Below are 21,562 nucleotides of genomic sequence, written 5' to 3'. Positions count from 1 at the left end.
TTCAGCGCCAATTCTGGTTCTAAAAAGCAGGAGCGTTTTCTTTTTAGCCTTTATATCATTTTCTTGCGGCTTCTCGTTCAAAGCAGAGAATTTCACAGGAACAGATCTTCACCAGAAACTCAGATTTAAGGCTTCCCAAACTCAATAATACCATGCGTTATTTCGCTTTCATCATCATATCGGCGCTGGCTTTGGCTTCCTGCTCAACGGCGCGTCAGGCTCGCATCACCGCTGCCACCCACACCGGCCTCAAAGCCCATGAAAACCGCGAAGAGAAAGCTGCCGACGGCAAAGACAGTCTCTTGATTGGCCCAACCACGCGCGTGGCCTTTGAGAAAGCGCGTTACAGCACCTGGTTCCACCCCACTTACCTGCGCTACAAACCCAACGAAAAACTGATGGAGGAATTGGTGCCCTTGCTGGAAGGCGTGACCATCAAAGCGTTCATCGGCAGCTGGTGCCTCGACAGCCAGCGCGAACTTCCCCGCCTTTTCAAAATCCTGGACGCCGCCCGTATTCCCTATTCCAGAATGGAGATGACCAGCCTCCGCGAGGACAAAAGCGCCCTCAACAACGAAGACAAAACTTATTCCATCACGGCCGTTCCCACGTTTATTCTCTACAAAGACGGCAAAGAAGTGGGCCGGATAGTGGAAACCGCTTATCCTACCCTGGAAATGAACATGATCACGTTGCTCAAAGAAGCCAAGAAATAGCGTTTTGGGGCTCAATTCTGAAAACGAGCCCGAAAACGGAAATCGCTCCTAAAACCCACGGAAACTGATGTGCTTCCCGGCCGCAGATTCCGTGGGTTTTCTGTGCAAGCGGTCTTACCTTTGTGGCTTTCCGGCAGGCAGTTTGCCGGCACCTTCCCTTGGACTTTACATGCGTTTCATTCTACTTTTTCTGCTGCTTATCTTCTGGGGGAAAATTTCCGTTAATGCCCAAATGCCCGCGCCAGATTACACCAGCTACCCCACCGCGCCAGACGCCAACCTGTGGCTGACCTACACGCCGTCGGCCACCACGTTCCGGCTGTGGAGCCCCGTGGCGCAAGCCGTGACCGTGAAGCTCTTTGACCGCGGCACCGGCGGAAAAGCCAGGCAATTGATTCCCATGCGCAAAGGCCGGAACGGGTTGTGGGAACTCACGGTGCGCCGCAACTTGAACGGCACTTTCTACACCTACAAAGTGAAAGTAAACGGCAAATGGCTGGAAGACACGCCCGGCATTTACGCCACCGCCGTGGGCGTGAACGGTGAACGCGCCATGGTCCTGGATTTAGCCGCCACCAACCCCGAAGGTTGGGCCACCGACAAAGGCCCTACCGTGAAAACCATGAACGACGTAGTGCTCTGGGAAGCCCACGTGCGCGACATCACTTCGCACCCCAGTTCTGGCAGTAGTTTCCCCGGTAAATTTTTAGGCTTGGTAGAACCGAACACCAAAAACAAAGCTGGCCAGGCCACCGGATTAGACCACATCAAAGCCCTGGGCATCACGCACATCCACTTGTTGCCGTCCTTTGATTTTGTGTCGGTGAACGAAGCCAAGCCTGACAGCGCGCAGTTCAACTGGGGCTATGACCCGCAGAACTACAACGTGCCCGAAGGTTCTTATGCCACAGACGCCACCAAACCCGAGGTCAGAATCAAGGAATTCAAGCAGATGGTGAAAGGCTTTCATGACCAAGGCATTGGCGTGGTCATGGACGTGGTCTACAACCACACCGGCCGCACCGAGAACTCCAACTTCAACCTGGAAACGCCCGGCTATTATTACCGGCACACCCCCGAAGGCAAGTATTCAGACGGGGCTGCCTGTGGAAACGAAACGGCCAGCGAACGCACCATGATGCGCAAATTTATGGTAGAGTCCTGCAAATTCTGGGCACGGGAGTACCACATAGACGGCTTCCGGTTTGATTTGATGGCCCTACACGACTTGGAAACCATGAACCTGCTGGCTGCCGAGCTCAAGAAAATCAACCCCAGCATCATTCTCTACGGCGAAGGTTGGACCGCTAGCCAGAGCCCATTACCAGACACCGCCAAATCCCTAAAAACCAACACGCACCAACTCCAACACATCGCCACTTTTTCAGATGATTTGCGTGACGCCATCAAAGGCTCTGTGTTCGATGACAAAAATGCAGGTTTTGTGAACGGGGCCGAAAACACCGAGGAAGCCCTGAAATTTGGCATTGTAGGCAGCATTCCACACCCGCAGGTAAACCTTACCAAACTGGGCACCAACGCTGCTTTCTGGACGCGGGAACCATGGCAAGCCGTCTCGTATACCTCCTGCCATGACAACCTCACCCTGTTTGACAAACTCAAAGTCTCGGTGCCCGAAGCTTCTCCTGAGGAATTGAAGAAGATGCACCTGCTCGCCAACGCCATCGTGCTCACCAGCCAAGGCACCGCGTTTCTGCACGCCGGCGATGAACTGCTCCGCACCAAAAAAGGCGCACACAACTCCTACAACCTACCGGATTCTGTGAACCAACTCAACTGGGACTGGAAAACACAACACCCCGAAGTGTACAGCTACTACCAAAGTTTGATAGAACTCCGCAAGACGCATCCCGCTTTCCACCTGTCCACCGCTGACATGGTTCGTCAACACCTGGAATTTGTGAAGGTTGAAAACGGTTTCCTGGGGTTCAGACTGAAAAACCATGCTAACGGCGATGCCTGGCAAGAAATTCTGGTCTACTACAACGCCCGCGACCGCGCCGTCAACCTCTCCGTGCAAGGCGAATGGAACGTAGCCGCCGAAGGTAATTTCATTGACCCCGACGGCCTCAGAACCGTTCGCGGTTCCATTGCCGTTCCGCCGGTGTCTATGCTGATTCTGTTTCAGAAATAGCCCCAACCCCTCCCCGACGGAGTGGGGCTTTTTCAAAAATGCGTTTTCGGCCTCAATTCTGAAAATGGAGCCAAAAACAGCAAATATGTTTTTATCAAGACAAGAACAATTCTCCAATCTAAAAAGCAACACGCATTCCATCCCTTTTTGAAGGGGACGAAATGCGTGAAAAATTCAAAAGATTGTAGAGGTTTCTGATTTCCGTTTTCGGCTTCATTTCCGGAAATGAGCCCGAAAACGCTTTGGGCAGCACGGCCACACCATTCTCCATTTTAATTCTACCATAAAAAATCCGGGCGGTAGGCAGTCCTCGTAGGTGTGTCAAATCTTACAAAAACCTAAAAATAAAGCTCAGATGAAAAAAGTTTTTTTGATGATGGTACTGGCCGGAGCCACTGCTTTCACTGCTTCAGCGCAAACCACCAAAGCCACTACCAAAACCACTGGCATGGAGAAAAAGCAAGGCGTGCTGGTGGGCGGCGCTATGATGGTGCCTTCTAAAAACATAGTGGAGAACGCCCTGGGCTCCAAAGACCACACCACGCTGGTAGCGGCCGTGAAAGCAGCCGGCTTGGCAGAGACCTTGATGGGAGCTGGTCCATTTACCGTGTTCGCTCCCACCAATGCGGCCTTCGCTAAATTGCCGGCCGGCACCGTGGAAACCTTGTTGAAACCAGAGAACAAAGCTAAGTTGGCGGCAGTGCTCACGTTCCATGTTGTACCGGGCAAACTGCAAGCCAAAGACCTGAAAAACGGCCAAAAACTTAAGACCGTGAACGGCGAGACGCTGACCGTTACCCGCAAAGGAAACACCGTCATGATCAACGGCGCCACCGTTTCTATTGCCGATGTGATTTCCAGCAACGGAGTAACCCATGTACTAGACACCGTGGTATTGCCTACCATGTAATTTGCCCTACCTTCAAAAAAAAGAAGCCCTGCTGCAGCGTGGGGCTTCTTTTTTTTGTCTGAAATTCTGCTTACCTTTTAACCCATTGAAACGCAGTTACATCCAAGTGAGAAACAGGTTTTAAAAGACAAGCAGATGAAAGGAAAAACAGCACTGTATGTAGGGGCGCTGAGTTGGCTGCTAGCCACTGCCGCCCTGGCGCAAACGCCACGGTTAAGCAATGAAGCATCGGCTCAAGTGCGAAAGGAAATGCGCCAATACCGGAAAGAAAACATAGGCCCTTTTCTGCAAACCAAGCGGCTGGAGTTGGAAGATAAACTGACCCCGGCAGACAGAAAAGAACTGGCCATCATCAGAAAGCAGGTAGCGCTCTACCAACAACAGCGCAAAGAACAACTGCTGCAACTGCGCACAAAGCGCGAACAAAAGGAAACCGTGCTCACCAAAGAGGCCAAAGAAGCCTTTCAACAGCAGCGCGCGCAACACCGGGCCCAGATGGAAAAACTGGCGCGACTGGCCAAGCGCTATGAGAAACCCCTGGCGGCCATTGAGGCGGAGTTCAAAGGCAACTGGACCAAATGGCACCGGGACCTGAACGCCATCTCTGAAAAGCACGCCCCAAACCAGGCCACTTCTGAGAACATGCTGCGGGTGCGGCTGGTGCAGCAGGCCCTCAAAAACTATTTCTGGAACAACAACCGTTTCCTGCTGCTGGTACCCGGCGAGCCCGTGCCTTCCCATGAGGACCCTTGGGAGGAAACTGATTCTTTGGCGCCAACCGGCCCCAAGAGTTCATTAAAGTTAAGTCCCAACCCCGTGCTGGACAAAGGCCACCTCACCTACTCACTGGCCAAAGCGGGCAAGGTGCGCGTAGAATTAGTCAACCAACAAGGGCAGGTGGTTCAGCAAGTGGTGCAGGAAGGGCAAAAAGCCGGCCAGCACCAGATTCCGGTGAACGTGGCCCAACTCCAAACCGGACTGTACTACTACCGCCTCTCCGGACCCAACCACACAGAAACCCTGCGTTTTTTAAAACAATAAATGCTCATTCCCCTCCTTTTTGACCTAACAGGAAGCCGACACAAGAACTGTCGGCTTTTCTTGTATCTGTGCGGGGTGTTTTGCGTTAAAAGCCCTATATGAATTCCCAAGAATACTCCATCAGCGTAGACACGTTCCCGTTTAAGGCCAATCTAAGCTTCAGCCCTATCATCAGGTACTGGCAACAACAGCACGATGACTGCAACAGCAGCTTCATTACCTGCGCCCGCGAGATTCACCTTCAACTGCAGGAAGCGCCGGCGCTGCTGGGACCCATCACCGATCTGTCTATCCTGAAAAATCACCAATGCCTGCTGGAATTGCTCATGACGGCCATTTTTCCGCCGGCCACACGTGAGGTGGAGGCCACCGGCGTGGTGGGGCCGCAGTATGAGATGAGCTTCTACCACACAGACCAGTTCAAGCAGATTATTCTCAATGACCACAACCACCTTAAGCGCCCCCTCAACATAGATGAACACCGCATGCTCTTTAACCGGGTGCGCATGGTGTACTTCCTTATTCTGGAGAAATTCTACGGGGTAAAAGTGCCGCATGAAGAATTCCTGATTTACACGGTGCCAGATTACCAGTTGGGTTTGTACCGCCACTACAACGTGGAGATCAACACTCAGTTCCTGGACATCACGCATACCCAACCGTTGCCGGAGCTGAGCGCCGAAGACATCAAAAACCTGCTGGACAACATTAGGGACATGGATGTCTGGATGGCCGCCATTCCGCCTAATTTATTTGAGATCAACGGGTTCTACGTGCTGCACCTGGTAGACGTAACCGTGCAGGAAGTGCTCTCGTCGCTTAAAAACGATTTGCTGGAGCGTGACGTGATGTTGGCCCCAGACCGGTTTGAGCAGTTGCAGGAGAAAGTTAGAATTTTCTTCAAGCGTCCGCATCTGCAGTTGGGCGTGGCCGCGTTCCATAAGAACCGGAGCACGTTTGTGAACTTCGGAAACAAGATCAACCACAGCTTTCTCTTGCAAAGTGACCCCGGCAGCAGCAGCTACGCCGGTTTCAAGTCTATCTATGACAGCCTGGTGCGTGAAGGCAAACCCCTGGTAGTGACAGACGTAGCCGCCGGTGACCACTTATTGCCTGATGGCGTGCGCGAAGAAATGCTGGGCATGGGCATCAGGAACATTATTCTGGCCCTGCTGCGCTACGGCGATGAACCCATTGGCATTCTGGAGCTGGGCTCGCCCAACCCCGGCGACCTGGACAATTTCTCCTTGTCAAAGATGGAGCAGTTCCTGCCGCTTTTCTCCGTGGCGGTCAACCGAAATTCAGAGGAAATTGAAACCCGCGTGCAGGCCGTCATCCGGGAGAAATTCACGGCTATTCACCCAGTGCTGGAATGGCGGTTCAGGGAAGCGGCGCTCAACCTGCTGGAGAAAATGAACAACCAGAGCGGCCCGGTGGAAATGGAGCCCATTGTTTTCCCAGACGTGTACCCGCTTTATGCCGCCGCCGACGTGCGCAGTTCCAGCACCGAGCGGAATGCCGCCATTCTGGGCGATTTGGTGGAACATTTGCATTTGGCGGAGCGCATCTTGAAAAAAGCCATTGAAGTGCATTCCCTGCCTATTCTAGATGAACTGCGGTTCTCGGTTTCCAAGCATTTGCGGCTGCTCAAGAAAGGAGTTTTGTCACAAGACGGCATTCTTATTTTTGAGATGATGCGCACGCAGGTGGAGCCTATGTTTAAGTTCCTGGAAGAGACGCATCCAGACCTCATTCCGTTTATCCAGAATTACCGTGATGCCATGGACCCCCAGCTGGGCATTTTGTACAAACGCCGCAAGGCCTTTGAGGAAAGCCTCACGCTCATCAATGAAACCGTTTCTGAGTACATTGAGCAGGAAGAGGAAAAAGCCCAGGAGATGTTTCCGCATTACTTTGAGAAATTCAAGACCGATGGCGTGGAGTTCAACATTTACGTGGGCGCCTCGCTGGAGGAACGGCAGCCGTTTGACATTATGTTCCTGCGCAACCTCAGGCTGTGGCAGCTTATGGTCATGTGCGAAATCACCAAGCGCACGCACGCCTTGCTTCCGCAGTTGAAAGTGCCCCTGGAAACCACGCAGTTGATTTTGATTCATAGCCAACCGCTGGCCATCAGGTTCAGGCAAGACGAACGCAAATTTGACGTAGACGGTGCCTACAACATACGCTATGAAATAGTGAAGAAACGGGTTGACAAAGCCTTGGTGCGTGACACCGAGGAGCGCCTCACCCAGCCCGGCAAAATTGCCATTGTCTACTCGCAGGCCCGCGAAGCCACCGAGTACCTGGAGTACATTGAATACCTGCAGAACAAAAACGTGCTCACTGATGCCGTGGAACACCTGGAAATTGAAGACCTGCAAGGCGTGAGCGGCCTCAAAGCCATACGGGTGGTAGTGAACGTGTAATTTCCGTTTTCGGCCTCATTTTCAGAAACAAGCCCCAAAACGCATGGCTACTTCCAACAGGATTTTACTTCAGCAAGGTGACATCACCAAGATTACGGTAGACGCCATTGTGAACGCAGCCAACTCCAGCCTGCTGGGCGGCGGCGGCGTAGACGGTGCCATTCACCGCGCGGGCGGCCCGGCTATCTTGGCTGAGTGCCAGCAGATACGTGCACGCCAAGGCGGTTGCGCCACCGGTGCGGCCGTCATTACCACCGCCGGAAACCTGCCCGCGCAGTACGTGATCCATACGGTGGGCCCGGTCTGGAACGGCGGACATAGAGGCGAAGCAGTACTCTTGGCTACTTGTTACCGTAACTCTCTTCTGCTGGCGCAGCAACACAATTTGAAAACTATTGCCTTCCCTAACATCAGCACGGGCGTGTACGGTTACCCCAAAGACAAGGCCGCCCAAATGGCCGTGCAAACGGTAAAGGATTTCTTAGAAGAGAATGAATTGCCGGAGCAGGTGACTTTTGTGGTGTTTGATGCAGGGAACCTGCAGTTGTACGAGCGGTTGTTATAACCTAAGTTTCTTAGCTGTACTTTTACTTCTATGTAGTGATCTGGCTTCGCTTTTTCTAAAGAACTACTCCAAAAATCCTGTCTTTAGCTGGCATTCAACAAACTCTATATAGTCTATTCGGTAGTGCGATTACGTTTTTTGGTGTAAACCGACAATAAACCGTTTGTTTAGGTATACAGATAATGCAGTTAAGTGCAGGTGGGTGCGTTTATAATCTAGTTAGAGGTAAAGCATAGAAAATGAAAAACATAATCTTAACAATCTTTTTGCCTTTGCTACTCTTCGGCTGTGGTGATTCCAAAGAATTTAAAACGACTAAAGATGATTCTACAAAATATATGAGCCTAGATATTGAACAGGTTATTGAAGACCCAAGCCGATTTGACGAGAAATATATTGAGACTTCAGGAATCTTCATCTATGAATTTGAGAATGTAGCAATTTATAAAACTCGAATGGACGCATATAGGCGAGACAAGAAAAATGCTTTTTGGACAAGATTTGAGGACGATTTGATGCCTAAAGTAGAACTGGAACAAATCAATAATAAAAGGATTGTTGTGCGCGGACTAATAAATTCAAAATGTAAGGGGCATCTCATGCAATTTGCTGCGACTCTAGAAAAAGTTGATTTTGTAAAGTTTTAAAAAAAAGCCTTACCCTAAATTGCGTAAACGCCATCCTTCGGCTGACGGCTTCGCACACTGTTTGCACGAGACCGTTATGGGTAATTTATAAAAATGAAAAAAATAATATATGTCCTTTTACTTATGGTAACTGCATCTTGTAGCAGAAGCGATAATGATAAAAACATACTATCAATTGAAACAAAAACAGACCATACAGATTCAAAACTTACTTCAACGGAAAATTCAGAACTCTTTAGAAAATTCTTAAAGAAGTTCAGCACTATTGAACTACCATACGTTTTCAGGGAAACCAGCGATATGAGTGCAGACTACAATGGCTTGCAAAAACTAGATAAGAACTCGATTGATACTTTGTTTGCGAAAACAGAATTCTTCGATGAAACTTATTGTTTAGGAATGCTCTCGGACACTTCCAATTTCTACGCATTAGTTTTCCTTCATCCAGCCTCAGAACATTACCCCGTTTTAGCGACTTATACCAAGCAAGGAAAACTCATAGGACAAGAAGACCTTTTAAATGGCGCATGTGGCTCAGATTGCGGCTTGGTGGAATGTACAATGACAGGAATAATAAAGAAAGACTTTTCTGTCCTCAGCGTAGATAGCATCCGATACGGATATTATTGTGACACACTTGGTAATCCCATCCCCAACAGCGGAGAGTTGATAGTTATTAGAAAGAGCGGTAAAGTTCAGGGGAATGGGAAAATTCTAATGGACAAAGAGAAAAGAACTGAAACAAAAACAAACCCATAACAATGTGCATAAGCCATGCTTCGGCCAACGGCCTCCGGCGTCGATTACACAATTGCATGAATCTAAACTTGTAAAAGATTTTACATCGAAGTTAACAGTCCTACAAAACCCCTACTCTTTCACTAATACAACGCCTTCGCTTCTTCTAACAACTCCTCAATAGAATCCATAGGTAAATCTTCTTCTGGGTTCAAAAGCAAAATTTTGATCTGCGTGCGTTTCTCCTGCAACAGCAGTGGGTTGTGCAGGTGAGCGCCCCGTATAAACCCAATATAAGGTTGTTGCCGTTTTTTGTGCCACCAGAAATAGCAGAACGATTTGCCTTTGTAGTAGAAGAAGGGCACACCGTGTTTAAAAGCTTCGGTGATCTGGCTGTCCTGTGCCAACAGATACGCACGCAGAAATTGAAGGCAGCCTCTGGTAGGTTCCTCTAAAGCCAGAAAATACGCATCAATTGCTTTCAGCATAGTTCGTGTAAAAAAACAAATGAACGAAAAAGACCCGACACCACTCACGTGTAATCGGGTCTTTGCGTTAATCTTTACAAGAGAAAAACCGAGTTTTAGCTTACCAAGCCCGGCACTTCTACCACTTCGTTCACGTCTTTCTCATAGTCCACGCCTTCTACCTCAAACCCGAACAGGTTGAAGAAGTCTTTGCGATAACCGGCCAAATCACCAATTTCCTGCAGGTTTTCGGTGGTGGCTTGCTCCCAGAGGGCGGCTACTTCGGCTTGCACGTCGTCGCGCATTTCCCAATCGTCAATGCGTATGCGGCCTTTCTCGTCCACGGGCACTTCTGAGTTGGTGAACAGGCGTTCCTGGTACAGGCGCTGAATCTGCTCAATGGTGCCTTCATGAATTCCTTTGGCTTTCATCACTTTGTAGAGCAAGGAAATGTACAAGGGAATCACAGGAATAGCGGAGCTGGCCTGCGTCACCAAAGCTTTGTTCACACTCACGTAGGCTTTGCCGTTTAGGTCTCTCAGTTTGTCGGTGATGGTGAAGGCGGTGGCCTCCAGGTGGTCTTTGGCCCGACCAATGGTGCCTTTGCGGTAAACCGGCTCGGTCAAAGCTGGCCCTATGTAAGAATACGCCACGGTGGTCGCGCCTTCGGCCAAGAGACCTTCTTCTTTTAAGGCATCTATCCAGAATTCCCAGTCTTCGCCGCCCATTACGGCTACGGTGTTCTCAATGTCTTCCTCAGTGGCCGGGGAAATAGAAACCTCGGTCACATTGCCGGTATGGAAGTCCACAGTCTTGTTAGAGAACGTCTGGCCAATGGGCTTTAGCACCGAATTATGCGTGGTTGCAGTTTTAGGATTGGTGCGGCGCGGCGATGCCAGGCTGTAAATCACCAGATCCACCTGCCCCAAATCTGCTTTGATCACGTCCAGGGTCTGGCGTTTTATTTCGTCTGAAAAAGCGTCGCCGTTAATGCTTTTGGCGTACAGGCCCGCGGCGTGGGCTTCTTTCTCAAAGGCGGCAGAGTTGTACCAGCCCGGGGAACCAGGCTTACCGGCCGCCGACGGTTTCTCAAAGAACACGCCCAAGGTGGCCGCGTTTGAACCAAAAGCGGCGGTGATGCGGGAGGCCAAACCAAAACCGGTAGAGGCGCCAATGACCAGCACTTTCTTGGGGCCGTCAATGGTGCCTTTTGATTTCACGTAGTTGATTTGGTTCTGCACGTTCTGGGCACAGCCTTCTGGGTGCGAGGTCAGGCAGATAAAGCCGCGTACTCTGGGTGTAATAATCATATGGTGTCTTGTTAAGCGAAGTCTTGGTTAGAACAAGGCGTACTTGCGGTTGTAAAAATTGTCATTTTTCTCCACAAAACCACAAAATAGCACCTTGGGTCTGCACCAGAAAGCAAGTGTTTACCAGCGGCTCACCTTACGGCCCAGTTTCTCCTGCCATTTTTTGAGCAGGTACAGGGCTATCACCAGCCAGAAAAAGCCCGCCGCCCAGCCCGCCAGCACATCTGAGGCGTAGTGCACGTTCAAATACACGCGGCTGAAGCCGATGAGGAAAATCCAGATGGCCAGTACCCCGCTGATCACCCAGCGCAGCCACAGGGGCCGCACATTGGTCCAGACCAGGTACACCAAAAGCCCCCAGAACGCGCCGCCAATCATGGCGTGGCCGCTGGGGAAACTGAGGCCGTTCTGCTCAATCAACGCCGTTGCAGGCCTTGGCCGGGAGAAAAACAGTTTCATGGTTTGGTTGAACAGCGTGGTGGTGGCGGCAATGGCAATGATCTTGATGGAATAGAATCGCCAGCGCTTAAAAATGAGAAACACGGCCGCCAACGCCAACGACCCAAAAATCAGGAAATTCTTGGACCCAAAAAACGTCACGAAGAACATGAACCGGGTCATCTGGGGGTTGGTGTATTCCTTGGCCAGTTGAAAGGCTTCTTGGTCCAGGGCTTTTTCCTGCGCCACAAACACCACGGTGGTCATCCAGAAAAAGAGCAGCACAGAGCCCACAAACAGCACCCATAACAGAATCATCTGCAAAGACAGCGTGGCCAGAAACGCACCGGTCCGGCGGGCGGTCTGTTGCTGTTGCGGCGTGAGGTCTTGCATAAGGCAGTACGGGCGTTTAGTAAAACAAGTGGCTTATACGCACAATTGCGTTTTGGGGCTCATTTCTGAAAACGAGGCCGAAAACGGAAATTGTACAGCCGCCAATAAAGAAGCTCGCCCCAGGCAATCAAGTAAAGGTGACCGCGCGCAGGACCGGAAATAAAAAACCGGCCTTTTGAGAGACCGGCTTCCTTCGCATGTAAATCTCAACCCCAGATGCTATCTGGAAGATTCCTGAGAAACAAAGTACCGGTAAAGCAACTGGGCAGCTTTCTGCAGCAACGGAATATCAGATACCCGCTCCTGGCAACGGTTTACATCAAAATGGCACAGCGTCCCGAAGGGTTGCCCTTGTTCATCAGAGATCAAAACGCCACAATAAGAGACTACCGGCGATTTCTCATTTCTTGTCAAGCGGTCTTCGGTGGTGATGTCATGGAATTCCATGGTTTTGCTGGGCTGGTGCTGCACCAGCGCACAATAGGTGGTTTCCATGGGAAAGTCATCGCCTTTCACCAGACCACCCACCACGCCGTCAAACAAAGCCAGATTGGCCAGCACCTCACCGCTGTACTGGTAAATGCCGGTAAACCGGTGCGGCGTTCTGCTATTGAGAAACCCCAAGGCCCCTTCCAGTCCCTGGCTGTCCAGCAATTGGCTGAAATTCATAAAATCACTTTTCAAGTGCTCTTCGTCTTCCTGGAAATGAACCATGGGCGGTACTAGTGGGGGTAATGTTACAAACTTTCAGGTGTTGTTTACGGGCAACAATTGAGAAAGTGGGCTAAACTAAAAAAATCCGGCCTTAAAAAAGACCGGATTTTCTATTCTGTGCGCTGGGGGAGACTCGAACTCCCACACCCGAAGGCGCTGCCACCTGAAGACAGTGCGTCTACCAATTTCGCCACCAGCGCAAAATCCCTTTATTGCTATTGGGAGCACAAAACTACTACTTTTTTAGAATTCGCCATAGGGTAAAAGGCAAATTCAGAAAAATTTATGCGGCAGTTTCCGGAAGTCCTTCTTTTACAATAGGATTGAGATTTTGCTTAGAGAATTTTTCCATACGGTTGAGCATGAAAACGGCCAGAATCACCCAGCCTAGGCCCGCCGCTAACCCGGCCACTACATCTGTGGCGTAATGTACGTGTAAGTACACGCGGCTGAACCCAATGAACATGATGAGCAACGAGAGCAGCACAATGAGCAGAAATTTCAAGGGTGGGTTCTTGACATTTTTCCAGACAAGGTAAATGAGCAGGCCGTAAAACGAGGCGCTGATCATGGCGTGCCCGCTGGGGAAACTGAGCCCGTAACTCTCCACCAGATGCGGCACCAGCGGCCTGGGCCGGTTGAACAGGTACTTGAGCATAAGGTTCAAGGAGATGCTGCCAAGGGCAATCACCGGTACTTTGAGCGAGTACCACTTGTGCTTTTTCACGAACAGGAAATAGGCAATAAGCATGAGACCGGCCCCCGAGATAAAATGGCGCGAGGCCAGAAAAGTGATGCTCTTGATAAACTCGGTGAGCTCGGGGGTGTTGCGGGCGTCTGCCCAGGCAAAGGCGCGGGAGTCAAAGCCCAGCTCGCGGCCCGGCAGCACTTCCTTGGCCAGCCAGAAAAAAAGCATGAGGCACAAGATGAACACGCTCCAGATCACCACCAGCTCCACGGTGAAGAGCGCCGTGGACGCCACAAATTTTCTTATCGCTTTTTTCATAGAGAATGGGTCGGGTTTCTGTTTTGGGGCTCATTTCTGGAAACGGGGCCAAAAACGGAAATTTCGTCTACAAGCGTACGTAGAAACGGGCCGGGTGTTAAGTGGCAACTTAGCCAAGTCAAAAACAGTACACCCCATGGGCCACTAAATACGCTATGAAACCAGAGGAACTGACGCAGCTGATCATGAAACTCAAAGACAAAGACCTCACCCTGGCCTTTGCCGAAAGCTGCACCGGCGGCAGCCTGGCTGCCACCATGAGCGAGGCCACTGGCTCTTCAGACGTGTTTCTGGGCAGCGTGGTCACCTATCATGAACGGGCCAAAAACAAGATTCTGGGCGTAAAAACCGACACCCTTAAGCTCTACACCGCCGAAAGCCAGCAGGTCACCAATGAGATGGTGCTGGGTCTGCACAAACTCCTCAAAGCCAACGTGAGCATTGCCGTGACCGGCCTGTTTGGGCAAGGCGGCTCAGAAAACCCCGAAAAACCCATTGGCACTACCTTTGTCTCCATCTTTTTTGAGGACCGCGTAGAAGAATACCGCCAGGTCTTTAAAGGCGATGCCCGAAAAATGCGCGACCAGGCCATAGACTTTATCTTCGCCAAACTGGAAGCCACCGTGGACCGTCATTTCCAGCACGGGTAAGTGTTGAGTGAGTGAGTGAGTGATTGGATGAGTGAATGAGTGAGTGAATGAATGAATTTTGATTTAGGTCGATTTATAAGGTGGCTACTTTTTGTAGTTGATCCAAAATAGTTGAACCCACCCCTACCCCTCCCAGGAGGGGAATTAAACGCCAAAAAGATAGAGTCGCTTTAAAAACTGGTGCAGCTGCTCCCCTCCTGGGAGGGGTTGGGGTGGGTCACACACCGCTAAATCACAACATTTCCATCCTATACTTTCCTCCCGCACTTTCAAATTTCCGTTTTTGGGCTCAATTTTGGAAACAGCGCCCAAACCAGCCTTCTACCCGACCATGCCTTCGCCAATTCCTAATTTTGATGCCATTGCCCCCGTGTATGATGCACTGGCACAATTGGTCTTCGGGAAAGCGCAGCGAAGGGCGCAGGCTTCTTTCCTGAACTTGATTCCGGCTGGTGCCAGCGTGTTGATATTGGGCGGCGGCAGCGGCTGGATTCTTCAGGAATTGTTTACAAAGGGGAAACCAGGACACGTGCTCTATTTGGAACCGTCGGGGAAGATGCTTGCCCAAGCGAAGGAGAACCTAAAAGCCACAGGGTTTACATCACTAGTAGAATTCAGGAAAGGAACTGAGCAACATCTTACGCCGGAGGAGAAGTTTGATGTTGTGCTCACGCCCTTCGTGCTGGATTTATTCACTGAACCCGAAGTGAAAATCATGGTGCAAAATTTAGACGAAGCGCTGTTACCGGGCGGACTTTGGGTGCACACAGATTTTCATTTGTTTTCGTCATCACGGTTGAAAAAAGCATGGCAGCAACCGCTGTTGTGGGCCATGTACCGGTTTTTCAGGCGCGTGAGCGGTATTTCGGCCAGCACGCTTACAGAGTCAAACCCCTATTTTGAGGAATTGACCTACCAAATGAGGCAGGAGGCGCTGTTTTATGGTTCATTCATCAAAACCCAGGTTTGGCAGAAGTCCAATGGGCCAGAACACTCTAAAAGTTAAGGTTCCAGAACCCTCCAAGGGACTATGCCAAAAAATTCTGGTTCTTGCGTATCTTGTCCCCCTGAAAATCCCTCACTTATGAAACAAGCATTCTGCGTGGCGCTGGCTGCCGCGTTTTTTTCTTTCACTGTTCCGACGGCGGTGGCGCAGCAGTCGGTGGCGTACCAGGTGTCTTTTGAGAACGCCGCCCACCGTGAAGCCACCGTGGAGGCCACCTTCAAAAACGTACAGTCACCTACCCTGGAAGTGCGCATGGCCCGCTCCTCGCCCGGCCGTTATGCCCTGCATGAATTCGCGAAGAACGTGTACAATGTAAAAGCGGTGGACGGCCAAGGCCGAAACTTGGTGATTTCCCGCCCCAACCTGCACCAGTGGAACGTGGTCGGCCATGACGGCACCGTGACCGTGACCTATACGCTTTTCGCTGACCACCCAGACGGAACTTACGCCGGGGTAAACACCACGCACGCCCACCTCAACGCGCCCGCCACGTTCATGTATTCGCCCAGCATGGAAAACGCGCCCGTGCAAGTGAAATTTCTTCCGCCCGCGGGCAGTAACTGGACCGCCGCCACGCAACTCAAGCCAGAACCCGGCACGCTCACGTTTTCGGCACCCAATTTTCAGTATTTAATGGACAGTCCCACGGAGCTCGCTGATTTGAAATGGCGCGAGTGGCAGGTCGCTGAAAACGGCAAAACCCAAACCATTAGAATTGCCCTGCACCACAACGGCTCTGATGCTGAACTGACCGACTACACCGCCAAAGCCAAGCGAATTGTGCAGGAACAGCAGGCCGTGTTTGGGGAATTGCCTTCGTTTGACTTCGGTACTTACACCTTTATTGCCTGCTATATGCCCGGCACGCCCGGCGATGGCATGGAGCACCGCAACTCCACCATTTTGACCAGTTCACGGCCCTTGGCCACCGGCATGACCGGCAATTTGGGTACCGTGAGCCATGAGTTTTTCCATGCCTGGAACGTGGAGCGCATCAGGCCGCGCACGCTGGAGCCGTACAACTTCGCAGATGCCAACATGAGCGGTGAGTTGTGGCTGGCCGAAGGCTTCACCTCTTACTACGGCGACCTGGCCATGCACCGCGCGGGCGTGACCAAGGCAGATGATTTCCTGAAGGAACTCACCAGTGATGTGGGCTATGTGCTGTTCGCGCCGGGGAAGAACTATTTCTCGCCGGTGGAGATGAGCATGCAGGCGCCGTTTGTAGATGCCTCCAGGTCGGTGGACCCCGTAAACCGCCACAACACGCATATTTCGTACTACACCTTTGGCAGCGCCATTGGCATTGGCCTGGACTGGACCTTGCGCACGCAGTTCAAGAACCTTTCTCTGGACGATTACATGCGCCTGCTCTGGGAGCGCCACGGCAAAAATGAGAAACCGTATTCACTGCTGGACCTGGAACAAGCCTTAGCGGATTATACCAAAAACCCAACCTTCGCGCAGGAGTTCTTCCGGAAACACATTCATGGCAAGGAACTGATGCCCTATGAAGCGCTGGCCAAGAACATGGGCCTGGCGGTTCGGCTGGCCAAGCCCAACAGCGCAGCCTTGAACTTTGAAGCGTTGCGGTTCCAGAATGACAAGGCCATCCTTTCTATGGGCACGTTCCAGAATAGTCCGTTGTACCAGGCCGGCCTTGACCGCGAAGACGTGTTGCTCACCTTCAACGGCCAGAAACTCAAAGACCAGAAAACCCTGGATGACCTGCTGGCCAAACAAAAGCCCGGCGACCAGGTCACTTTGGAAGTGGAGCAGCACGGCAAGAAGAAAACCGTGATGGTCACCTTAATCCAAGACCCTAAAACCGAAGTGGTGCTGCTGGAGAAAACCGGCCAGAAACTTTCTGCTGACGTGAAAGCCCGCCGCGAGGCCTGGCTCAGCCCCCGCACCAAGTAGTTTCCGTTTTCGGCACCGTTTCTGGAAACGGGCCCGAAAACGGGAATTTATAGACGAAGGCACGGGTTGTTTCGTTAGAGAGATAAAACCGCTATCTTAGTAGCAAAGAGGTACCTGGTGCTTCTTAAATTTTTAAACGAATACCGGTGGGCAAAGGAACGGTCGCTGGTTCAGCTATAAAACCTATGTTTCAAAAGAAATTCATTTTGTCTGCGCTGTTCGGCTTGCTAATAACGGCAGGCGTGCAGGCACAGACGGTAAGCTCAGATTCAACCAAACTACCCGAAGTGTTTGTACCGCGTATTAATTACAGTTTCTCGGCGGGCGCGTCTTTCAGCAGTTTTGGGTCGGCTACGTTTGTGGAACCCAGCGTGCGGTACCACGTGACGCCGCGGTTCAGCGTGTTCAGCAGCTTGACCATGGTGCAGCACTGGGGAAATGCCACGTTCAGAGGTCCGGTGACCGAAGGCGGCGCGGCGCCCACCCTGCTGGCCAACAGCAACGCTAACCGTCAGTTTCTGCTGCACGTGGGCGGGTCTTACGCCATGACCGAGCGTTTGCTGCTGAGCGGCAGCGTTTGGAAAGACCTGAACCCCATGGTTACTTCCAGAATGTATGGCAATCCGTACACGTATGGCCGCCTGCCCAAGGAAGGTTTTCAATTCAATGCCCAATACAAAGTGTCTGACAACGTGACCATTTCAGGCGGCGTGCGCTACAGCAACGGCGGCAGTTACTGGAACACGCCGGGCGCTTTCAATAGTGGCTTCTCGGGTTATTCTGGTGCGGGCATGTACGGCCCCGGAGGGTTCTAAGCCACGCCTTCGTTTTTAAAAATTTTTAATAAAAGCCTTCCTGATGTGTATTGGGAAGGCTTCTTTTTGTAGATTACATCCGTTTTCGGCTTCGTTTTCAGAAATGAGCCCGAAAACGCCTATATTTCAATACCAGACAAACCCGCAAACAGAACCCAACCCTAACCTGCATGTCGCCTATTCTTATTGCCTCCATTATTGCCGGCTATTTCTGTATTCTAATCGGTATTTCGTTTATCACCAGCAAAAAAGGTGAGTCTACGGACAGCTTCTTTTTGGCCAACCGGTCGTCGCCGTGGTACATTGTGGCCTTCGGGATGATTGGCACGTCGCTTTCTGGCGTCACGTTCATCTCGGTGCCAGGCATGGTAGCTACCGCACAGTTCTCTTACCTACAGTTCATTCTGGGCAACATGGCGGGCTATTTTGTGGTGGCGCTGGTGCTGTTGCCGCTGTACTACAAGCTCAACCTGGTGTCTATTTACAGTTATCTGGAGCAGCGCTTCGGGTATTGGTCTTATAAAACGGGGGCGGCGTATTTCCTGTTGGCGCGTACGTTAGGCTCTGCTTTTAGATTGTTTTTGGTGGCGGGCGTGCTGCAGTTGGCCGTGTTTGACGCGGTGGGCGTGCCGTTTGAAGTGTCGGTGATTATTACCATTGCCTTGATTTGGGTGTACACCTTCAGAGGCGGTATGAAAACCATTATCTGGACAGATACTTTCCAGACGCTGGCTATGTTGGTCTGCGTGGGCATTAGCATTATCATGATAAAAGATGCGCTGGCCATGGATTTCAACGGCATGGTGAACACCATTTCTGAGAGCAAGTACAGCCGCGTTTTCTTTTTTGACGATTTCAAAGACACCAAATATTTCCTGAAGCAATTTGTCTCTGGCGCCTTTATCTCTATTGTGATGGTGGGCCTGGACCAGGACATGATGCAGAAAAACCTAAGCTGCAAGAACATCGGCGAAGCCCAAAAGAACATGTTCTCCTTTACGGCCATCATCTTACTGGTGAATATTCTGTTCCTGAGCCTGGGCGCGTTGCTTTATCTGTTCGCTGAAGCCAAAGGAATCACGCTCCCTGCCAAAGGCGACATGGTGTTCCCCGAGCTGGCGCTAAAATATTTCACGCCGTTTGCGGGCATCACGTTTATTCTGGGCATCACGGCCATCACCTACGCATCGGCTGACTCTGCCTTGACCGCGTTGACCACTTCTTTCTGCGTGGATTTCCTGAACTTCAAAGACCGTCCCGAAACCGAGCGCGTCCGTCTGAAAAACTGGACGCACGTAGGTTTCTCGGCCTTAATGGCGGTGGTGATTATCATCTTTAAACTAGTGAACGATGAGAGCGTGGTGCAGGCCGTGTTTAAGGTGGCGGGCTTTACGTACGGCCCGTTGCTGGGCTTGTATGCGTTTGGCCTGTTCAATAACCGTCCGGTGAAAGACAACCTGGTGCCGTTGATTTGCGTGCTGGCTCCGCTGATTACGTATGTGCTGAATGCCAATTCCAAAGCCTGGTTCTGGGGCTACGAATTCGGGTTTGAGGTCTTGCTGGTGAACGGTTTGCTGACGTTCCTGGGTCTTTGGTCTATCTCCAGAAAACGCACAGATTTGCTGGACCCGGCAGAAGTGGCGTAAAGCGTTATAATTCGATATAGGAAAGGTAGGGGCGTATTGCATACGCCCTTGCGCATTCCTGATTAGGTATTCCTTTTTTTTCAGACTGCCTTTTCGTCGTATAACTGATACTGCTATTGTCACCGCATAGGGCGTATGCGATACGCCCCTACATTTATCTGCAATAATTATTCTCCTGTATAAACACCCCTCTTCGCTCCCCTCAAGGGGAGAATCCGTGTTTAGAGGTGTCCTCTGGAAATTCAGAGAGTTGCCTGAATTCAAATCTTAACACAATAAAAAGCCTGTCTAATAAGACAGGCTTTTTCCGTTTTCGGCTTCATTTCCAGAATTGAGCACCAAAACGGAAAACCCGCCGTACTTTTGCCAATTCCTAATTCCTAATTCCCAATTCTTAATTAACTAAAGTGTCTCCGCTGTTAACCCTGGGCATAATTGTAGGTTATTTCTGTCTGCTGTTGGCGGTGTCTTTTGTGACCAGCAAGAAAGGCGAATCTACGGGCAGTTTTTTCTTAGCGAACAGAAATTCGCCGTGGTACGTGGTGGCGTTTGGGATGATTGGGACTACGTTGAGCGGGATTACGTTTGTGTCTATTCCGGGCATGGTGGAGAAAACGGGGTTCACCTATTTGCAGATGGTGCTGGGCTATGTGCTGGGCTACGTGGTGATTGCGCTGGTGCTGCTGCCGCTGTATTACCGCCTGCAACTGGTGTCAATTTACACGTATCTGGAGACGCGGCTGGGCTTTTGGTCTTATAAAACGGGCGCGGCGTTTTTCCTGCTGTCGCGCACGTTGAGTTCGGCGTTGCGGCTGTACCTGGTGGCGGGCGTGTTGCAGTTGGCGGTGTTCGGGCCATTGGGCGTGCCGTTTGAAGTGTCTGTGGGCTTGACTATTGCGTTTATCTGGCTTTATACGTTCAGGGGCGGCATGAAAACTATTATCTGGACCGACACGCTGCAGACCCTGGCCATGCTGGTGTGTCTGGGCTTGAGCATTGTGCTGGTTTCACAGGAACTCAACCTTTCGTTCCAAAACCTCACGCAAACCATTTCTGAAAGTTCTTATTCCCAACTGGTGGTCTGGGATGCCAAAGCGCCAAATTTCATTGTGAAGCAGTTGTTGGCCGGCATGTTCATCACCATTGCCATGACCGGGCTGGATCAGGACATGATGCAGAAAAACCTAAGCTGCCGCAACCTCCCAGAATCGCAAAAGAACATGTTCTGGTTTACTGTCATTCTGGTGGTGGTCAATGTGCTGTTCCTGAGTCTGGGCGCGCTGCTGTATCTGTACGCGCACCAAAAAGGCATCACGTTACCTGCACGGGCCGATGATGTGTTTCCGTTTCTGGCCTTGAATCATTTCTCAGCAGTGGCGGCGGTGGCGTTTGTGCTGGGCATCACGGCTATTACCTATGCATCGGCAGATTCAGCCTTGACCGCCTTGACCACTTCGTTCTGCGTGGATTTCCTGAATTTCAAAGACCACCCGGAAGCTGAGCGAATCAGATACAAAAACTGGGTACACGTTGGGTTTTCAGTACTGTTGTATCTGGTGATTCTGGGGTTTAAGCTGTTCAATGACCAAAGCATTATTGCCACGCTGTTTACGTTGGTAGGCTACACGTACGGTCCGCTGCTGGGCATGTTCACCTTCGGGATGTTGACGAAAAGAGCCGTAAAAGACCAAATGGTGCCGGTGTTGGGCGTGCTCTCGCCGATGTGCACGTATATCATCAGTGCTAATTCTGAAGCCTGGTTCTGGGGTTACAAATTTGGGTTTGAGGTGTTGCTGCTGAATGGGTTTCTGATGCTGCTGGGTCTGTGGGCCTTGTCAAAACCAACGGATAGAAATAGCCAACTTGCTTGAAATTCCTGCGCCAGATTGCGGCAGAATACCTACCTTTGCACGATTTTGCCAGCGGCAACGCCCTTTCCTGTTTTCGGGCCCATTTCTGAAAACGAAGCCAAAAACGGAAACGGACTTGCCAAAAA

Annotated in this window: 19 protein-coding genes and 1 tRNA gene; 14 read left to right on the top strand and 6 right to left on the bottom strand. The window is 51.1% G+C overall.

Features of this window, described 5'->3' with window-relative positions:
* Nucleotides 1–152: 152 nt before the first annotated feature.
* The 8 genes from IMY23_RS18210 (at nt 153) to IMY23_RS18175 (ending at nt 9,222) form a co-directional block, all read left to right on the top strand.
* Nucleotides 153–716, top strand: coding sequence for a thioredoxin family protein (locus IMY23_RS18210; protein WP_192823444.1), 564 nt, complete (start codon nt 153–155; stop codon nt 714–716).
* 169 nt (nt 717–885) lie between these two features.
* Complete coding sequence (gene pulA / locus IMY23_RS18205; protein WP_192823443.1) at nt 886–2,871, top strand: type I pullulanase; 1,986 nt, start codon at nt 886–888, stop codon at nt 2,869–2,871.
* A gap of 355 nt (nt 2,872–3,226) precedes the next feature.
* Nucleotides 3,227–3,781, top strand: a complete 555-nt coding sequence (locus tag IMY23_RS18200; protein ID WP_192823442.1) for a fasciclin domain-containing protein — start codon at nt 3,227–3,229, stop codon at nt 3,779–3,781.
* A gap of 135 nt (nt 3,782–3,916) precedes the next feature.
* Nucleotides 3,917–4,822: a T9SS type A sorting domain-containing protein gene (locus IMY23_RS18195; protein WP_192823441.1), complete on the top strand. Its 906-nt coding sequence runs from the start codon at nt 3,917–3,919 to the stop codon at nt 4,820–4,822.
* Between the two features lie 98 nt (nt 4,823–4,920).
* The gene (locus IMY23_RS18190) at nt 4,921–7,251 is read left to right on the top strand and encodes a GAF domain-containing protein (RefSeq protein ID WP_192823440.1); all 2,331 of its coding nucleotides are present in this window, start codon (nt 4,921–4,923) and stop codon (nt 7,249–7,251) included.
* 43 nt (nt 7,252–7,294) lie between these two features.
* Nucleotides 7,295–7,816: an O-acetyl-ADP-ribose deacetylase gene (locus tag IMY23_RS18185; protein ID WP_192823439.1), complete on the top strand. Its 522-nt coding sequence runs from the start codon at nt 7,295–7,297 to the stop codon at nt 7,814–7,816.
* Nucleotides 7,817–8,055: 239 nt separating this feature from the next.
* Nucleotides 8,056–8,463 carry a hypothetical protein gene (locus tag IMY23_RS18180; protein WP_192823438.1) on the top strand — a complete coding sequence of 136 codons (408 nt, stop codon included), beginning with the start codon at nt 8,056–8,058 and terminating at the stop codon, nt 8,461–8,463.
* 93 nt (nt 8,464–8,556) lie between these two features.
* A complete protein-coding gene (locus tag IMY23_RS18175) occupies nt 8,557–9,222 on the top strand; it encodes a hypothetical protein (protein ID WP_192823437.1) in 666 nt (221 codons plus the stop codon).
* 122 nt (nt 9,223–9,344) lie between these two features.
* On the opposite strand, the gene IMY23_RS18170 is transcribed toward IMY23_RS18175, so the two are convergent.
* From IMY23_RS18170 to IMY23_RS18145, 6 genes are all read right to left on the bottom strand, one after another.
* Nucleotides 9,345–9,689, bottom strand: a complete 345-nt coding sequence (locus IMY23_RS18170; protein WP_192823436.1) for a DUF1801 domain-containing protein — start codon at nt 9,687–9,689, stop codon at nt 9,345–9,347.
* 95 nt (nt 9,690–9,784) lie between these two features.
* Nucleotides 9,785–10,978 carry an enoyl-ACP reductase FabV gene (gene fabV / locus IMY23_RS18165; RefSeq protein WP_192823435.1) on the bottom strand — a complete coding sequence of 398 codons (1,194 nt, stop codon included), beginning with the start codon at nt 10,976–10,978 and terminating at the stop codon, nt 9,785–9,787.
* Between the two features lie 120 nt (nt 10,979–11,098).
* On the bottom strand, nt 11,099–11,809 hold the full coding sequence (locus IMY23_RS18160; protein ID WP_192823434.1) for a phosphatase PAP2 family protein: 711 nt from the start codon (nt 11,807–11,809) through the stop codon (nt 11,099–11,101).
* A 219-nt stretch (nt 11,810–12,028) separates the two neighbouring features.
* Nucleotides 12,029–12,523: a hypothetical protein gene (locus IMY23_RS18155; RefSeq protein ID WP_192823433.1), complete on the bottom strand. Its 495-nt coding sequence runs from the start codon at nt 12,521–12,523 to the stop codon at nt 12,029–12,031.
* Nucleotides 12,524–12,641: 118 nt separating this feature from the next.
* Nucleotides 12,642–12,723 (bottom strand) — tRNA-Leu (locus IMY23_RS18150).
* Nucleotides 12,724–12,806: 83 nt separating this feature from the next.
* Nucleotides 12,807–13,529 carry a phosphatase PAP2 family protein gene (locus IMY23_RS18145; protein ID WP_192823432.1) on the bottom strand — a complete coding sequence of 241 codons (723 nt, stop codon included), beginning with the start codon at nt 13,527–13,529 and terminating at the stop codon, nt 12,807–12,809.
* A 155-nt stretch (nt 13,530–13,684) separates the two neighbouring features.
* On the opposite strand from IMY23_RS18145, the gene IMY23_RS18140 reads away from it, so the two are divergent.
* The 6 genes from IMY23_RS18140 (at nt 13,685) to IMY23_RS18115 (ending at nt 21,437) form a co-directional block, all read left to right on the top strand.
* Complete coding sequence (locus tag IMY23_RS18140; protein WP_192823431.1) at nt 13,685–14,179, top strand: CinA family protein; 495 nt, start codon at nt 13,685–13,687, stop codon at nt 14,177–14,179.
* A 331-nt stretch (nt 14,180–14,510) separates the two neighbouring features.
* A complete protein-coding gene (locus IMY23_RS18135) occupies nt 14,511–15,185 on the top strand; it encodes a class I SAM-dependent methyltransferase (RefSeq protein WP_192823430.1) in 675 nt (224 codons plus the stop codon).
* 78 nt (nt 15,186–15,263) lie between these two features.
* Nucleotides 15,264–17,105: a M61 family metallopeptidase gene (locus IMY23_RS18130; protein WP_192823429.1), complete on the top strand. Its 1,842-nt coding sequence runs from the start codon at nt 15,264–15,266 to the stop codon at nt 17,103–17,105.
* A 185-nt stretch (nt 17,106–17,290) separates the two neighbouring features.
* On the top strand, nt 17,291–17,920 hold the full coding sequence (locus IMY23_RS18125) for a hypothetical protein (protein ID WP_192823428.1): 630 nt from the start codon (nt 17,291–17,293) through the stop codon (nt 17,918–17,920).
* A 170-nt stretch (nt 17,921–18,090) separates the two neighbouring features.
* Complete coding sequence (locus IMY23_RS18120; protein WP_192823427.1) at nt 18,091–19,566, top strand: sodium:solute symporter; 1,476 nt, start codon at nt 18,091–18,093, stop codon at nt 19,564–19,566.
* A 407-nt stretch (nt 19,567–19,973) separates the two neighbouring features.
* On the top strand, nt 19,974–21,437 hold the full coding sequence (locus tag IMY23_RS18115; protein WP_192823426.1) for a sodium:solute symporter: 1,464 nt from the start codon (nt 19,974–19,976) through the stop codon (nt 21,435–21,437).
* The last annotated feature ends 125 nt before the right edge of the window (nt 21,438–21,562 follow it).

The organism is Rufibacter sp. LB8 (assembly GCF_014876185.1).
Classification (GTDB): domain Bacteria; phylum Bacteroidota; class Bacteroidia; order Cytophagales; family Hymenobacteraceae; genus Nibribacter.
The sequence above is the reverse complement of the archived record's forward strand: the minus strand, read 5'-3'. Positions and strand labels throughout refer to the sequence as shown.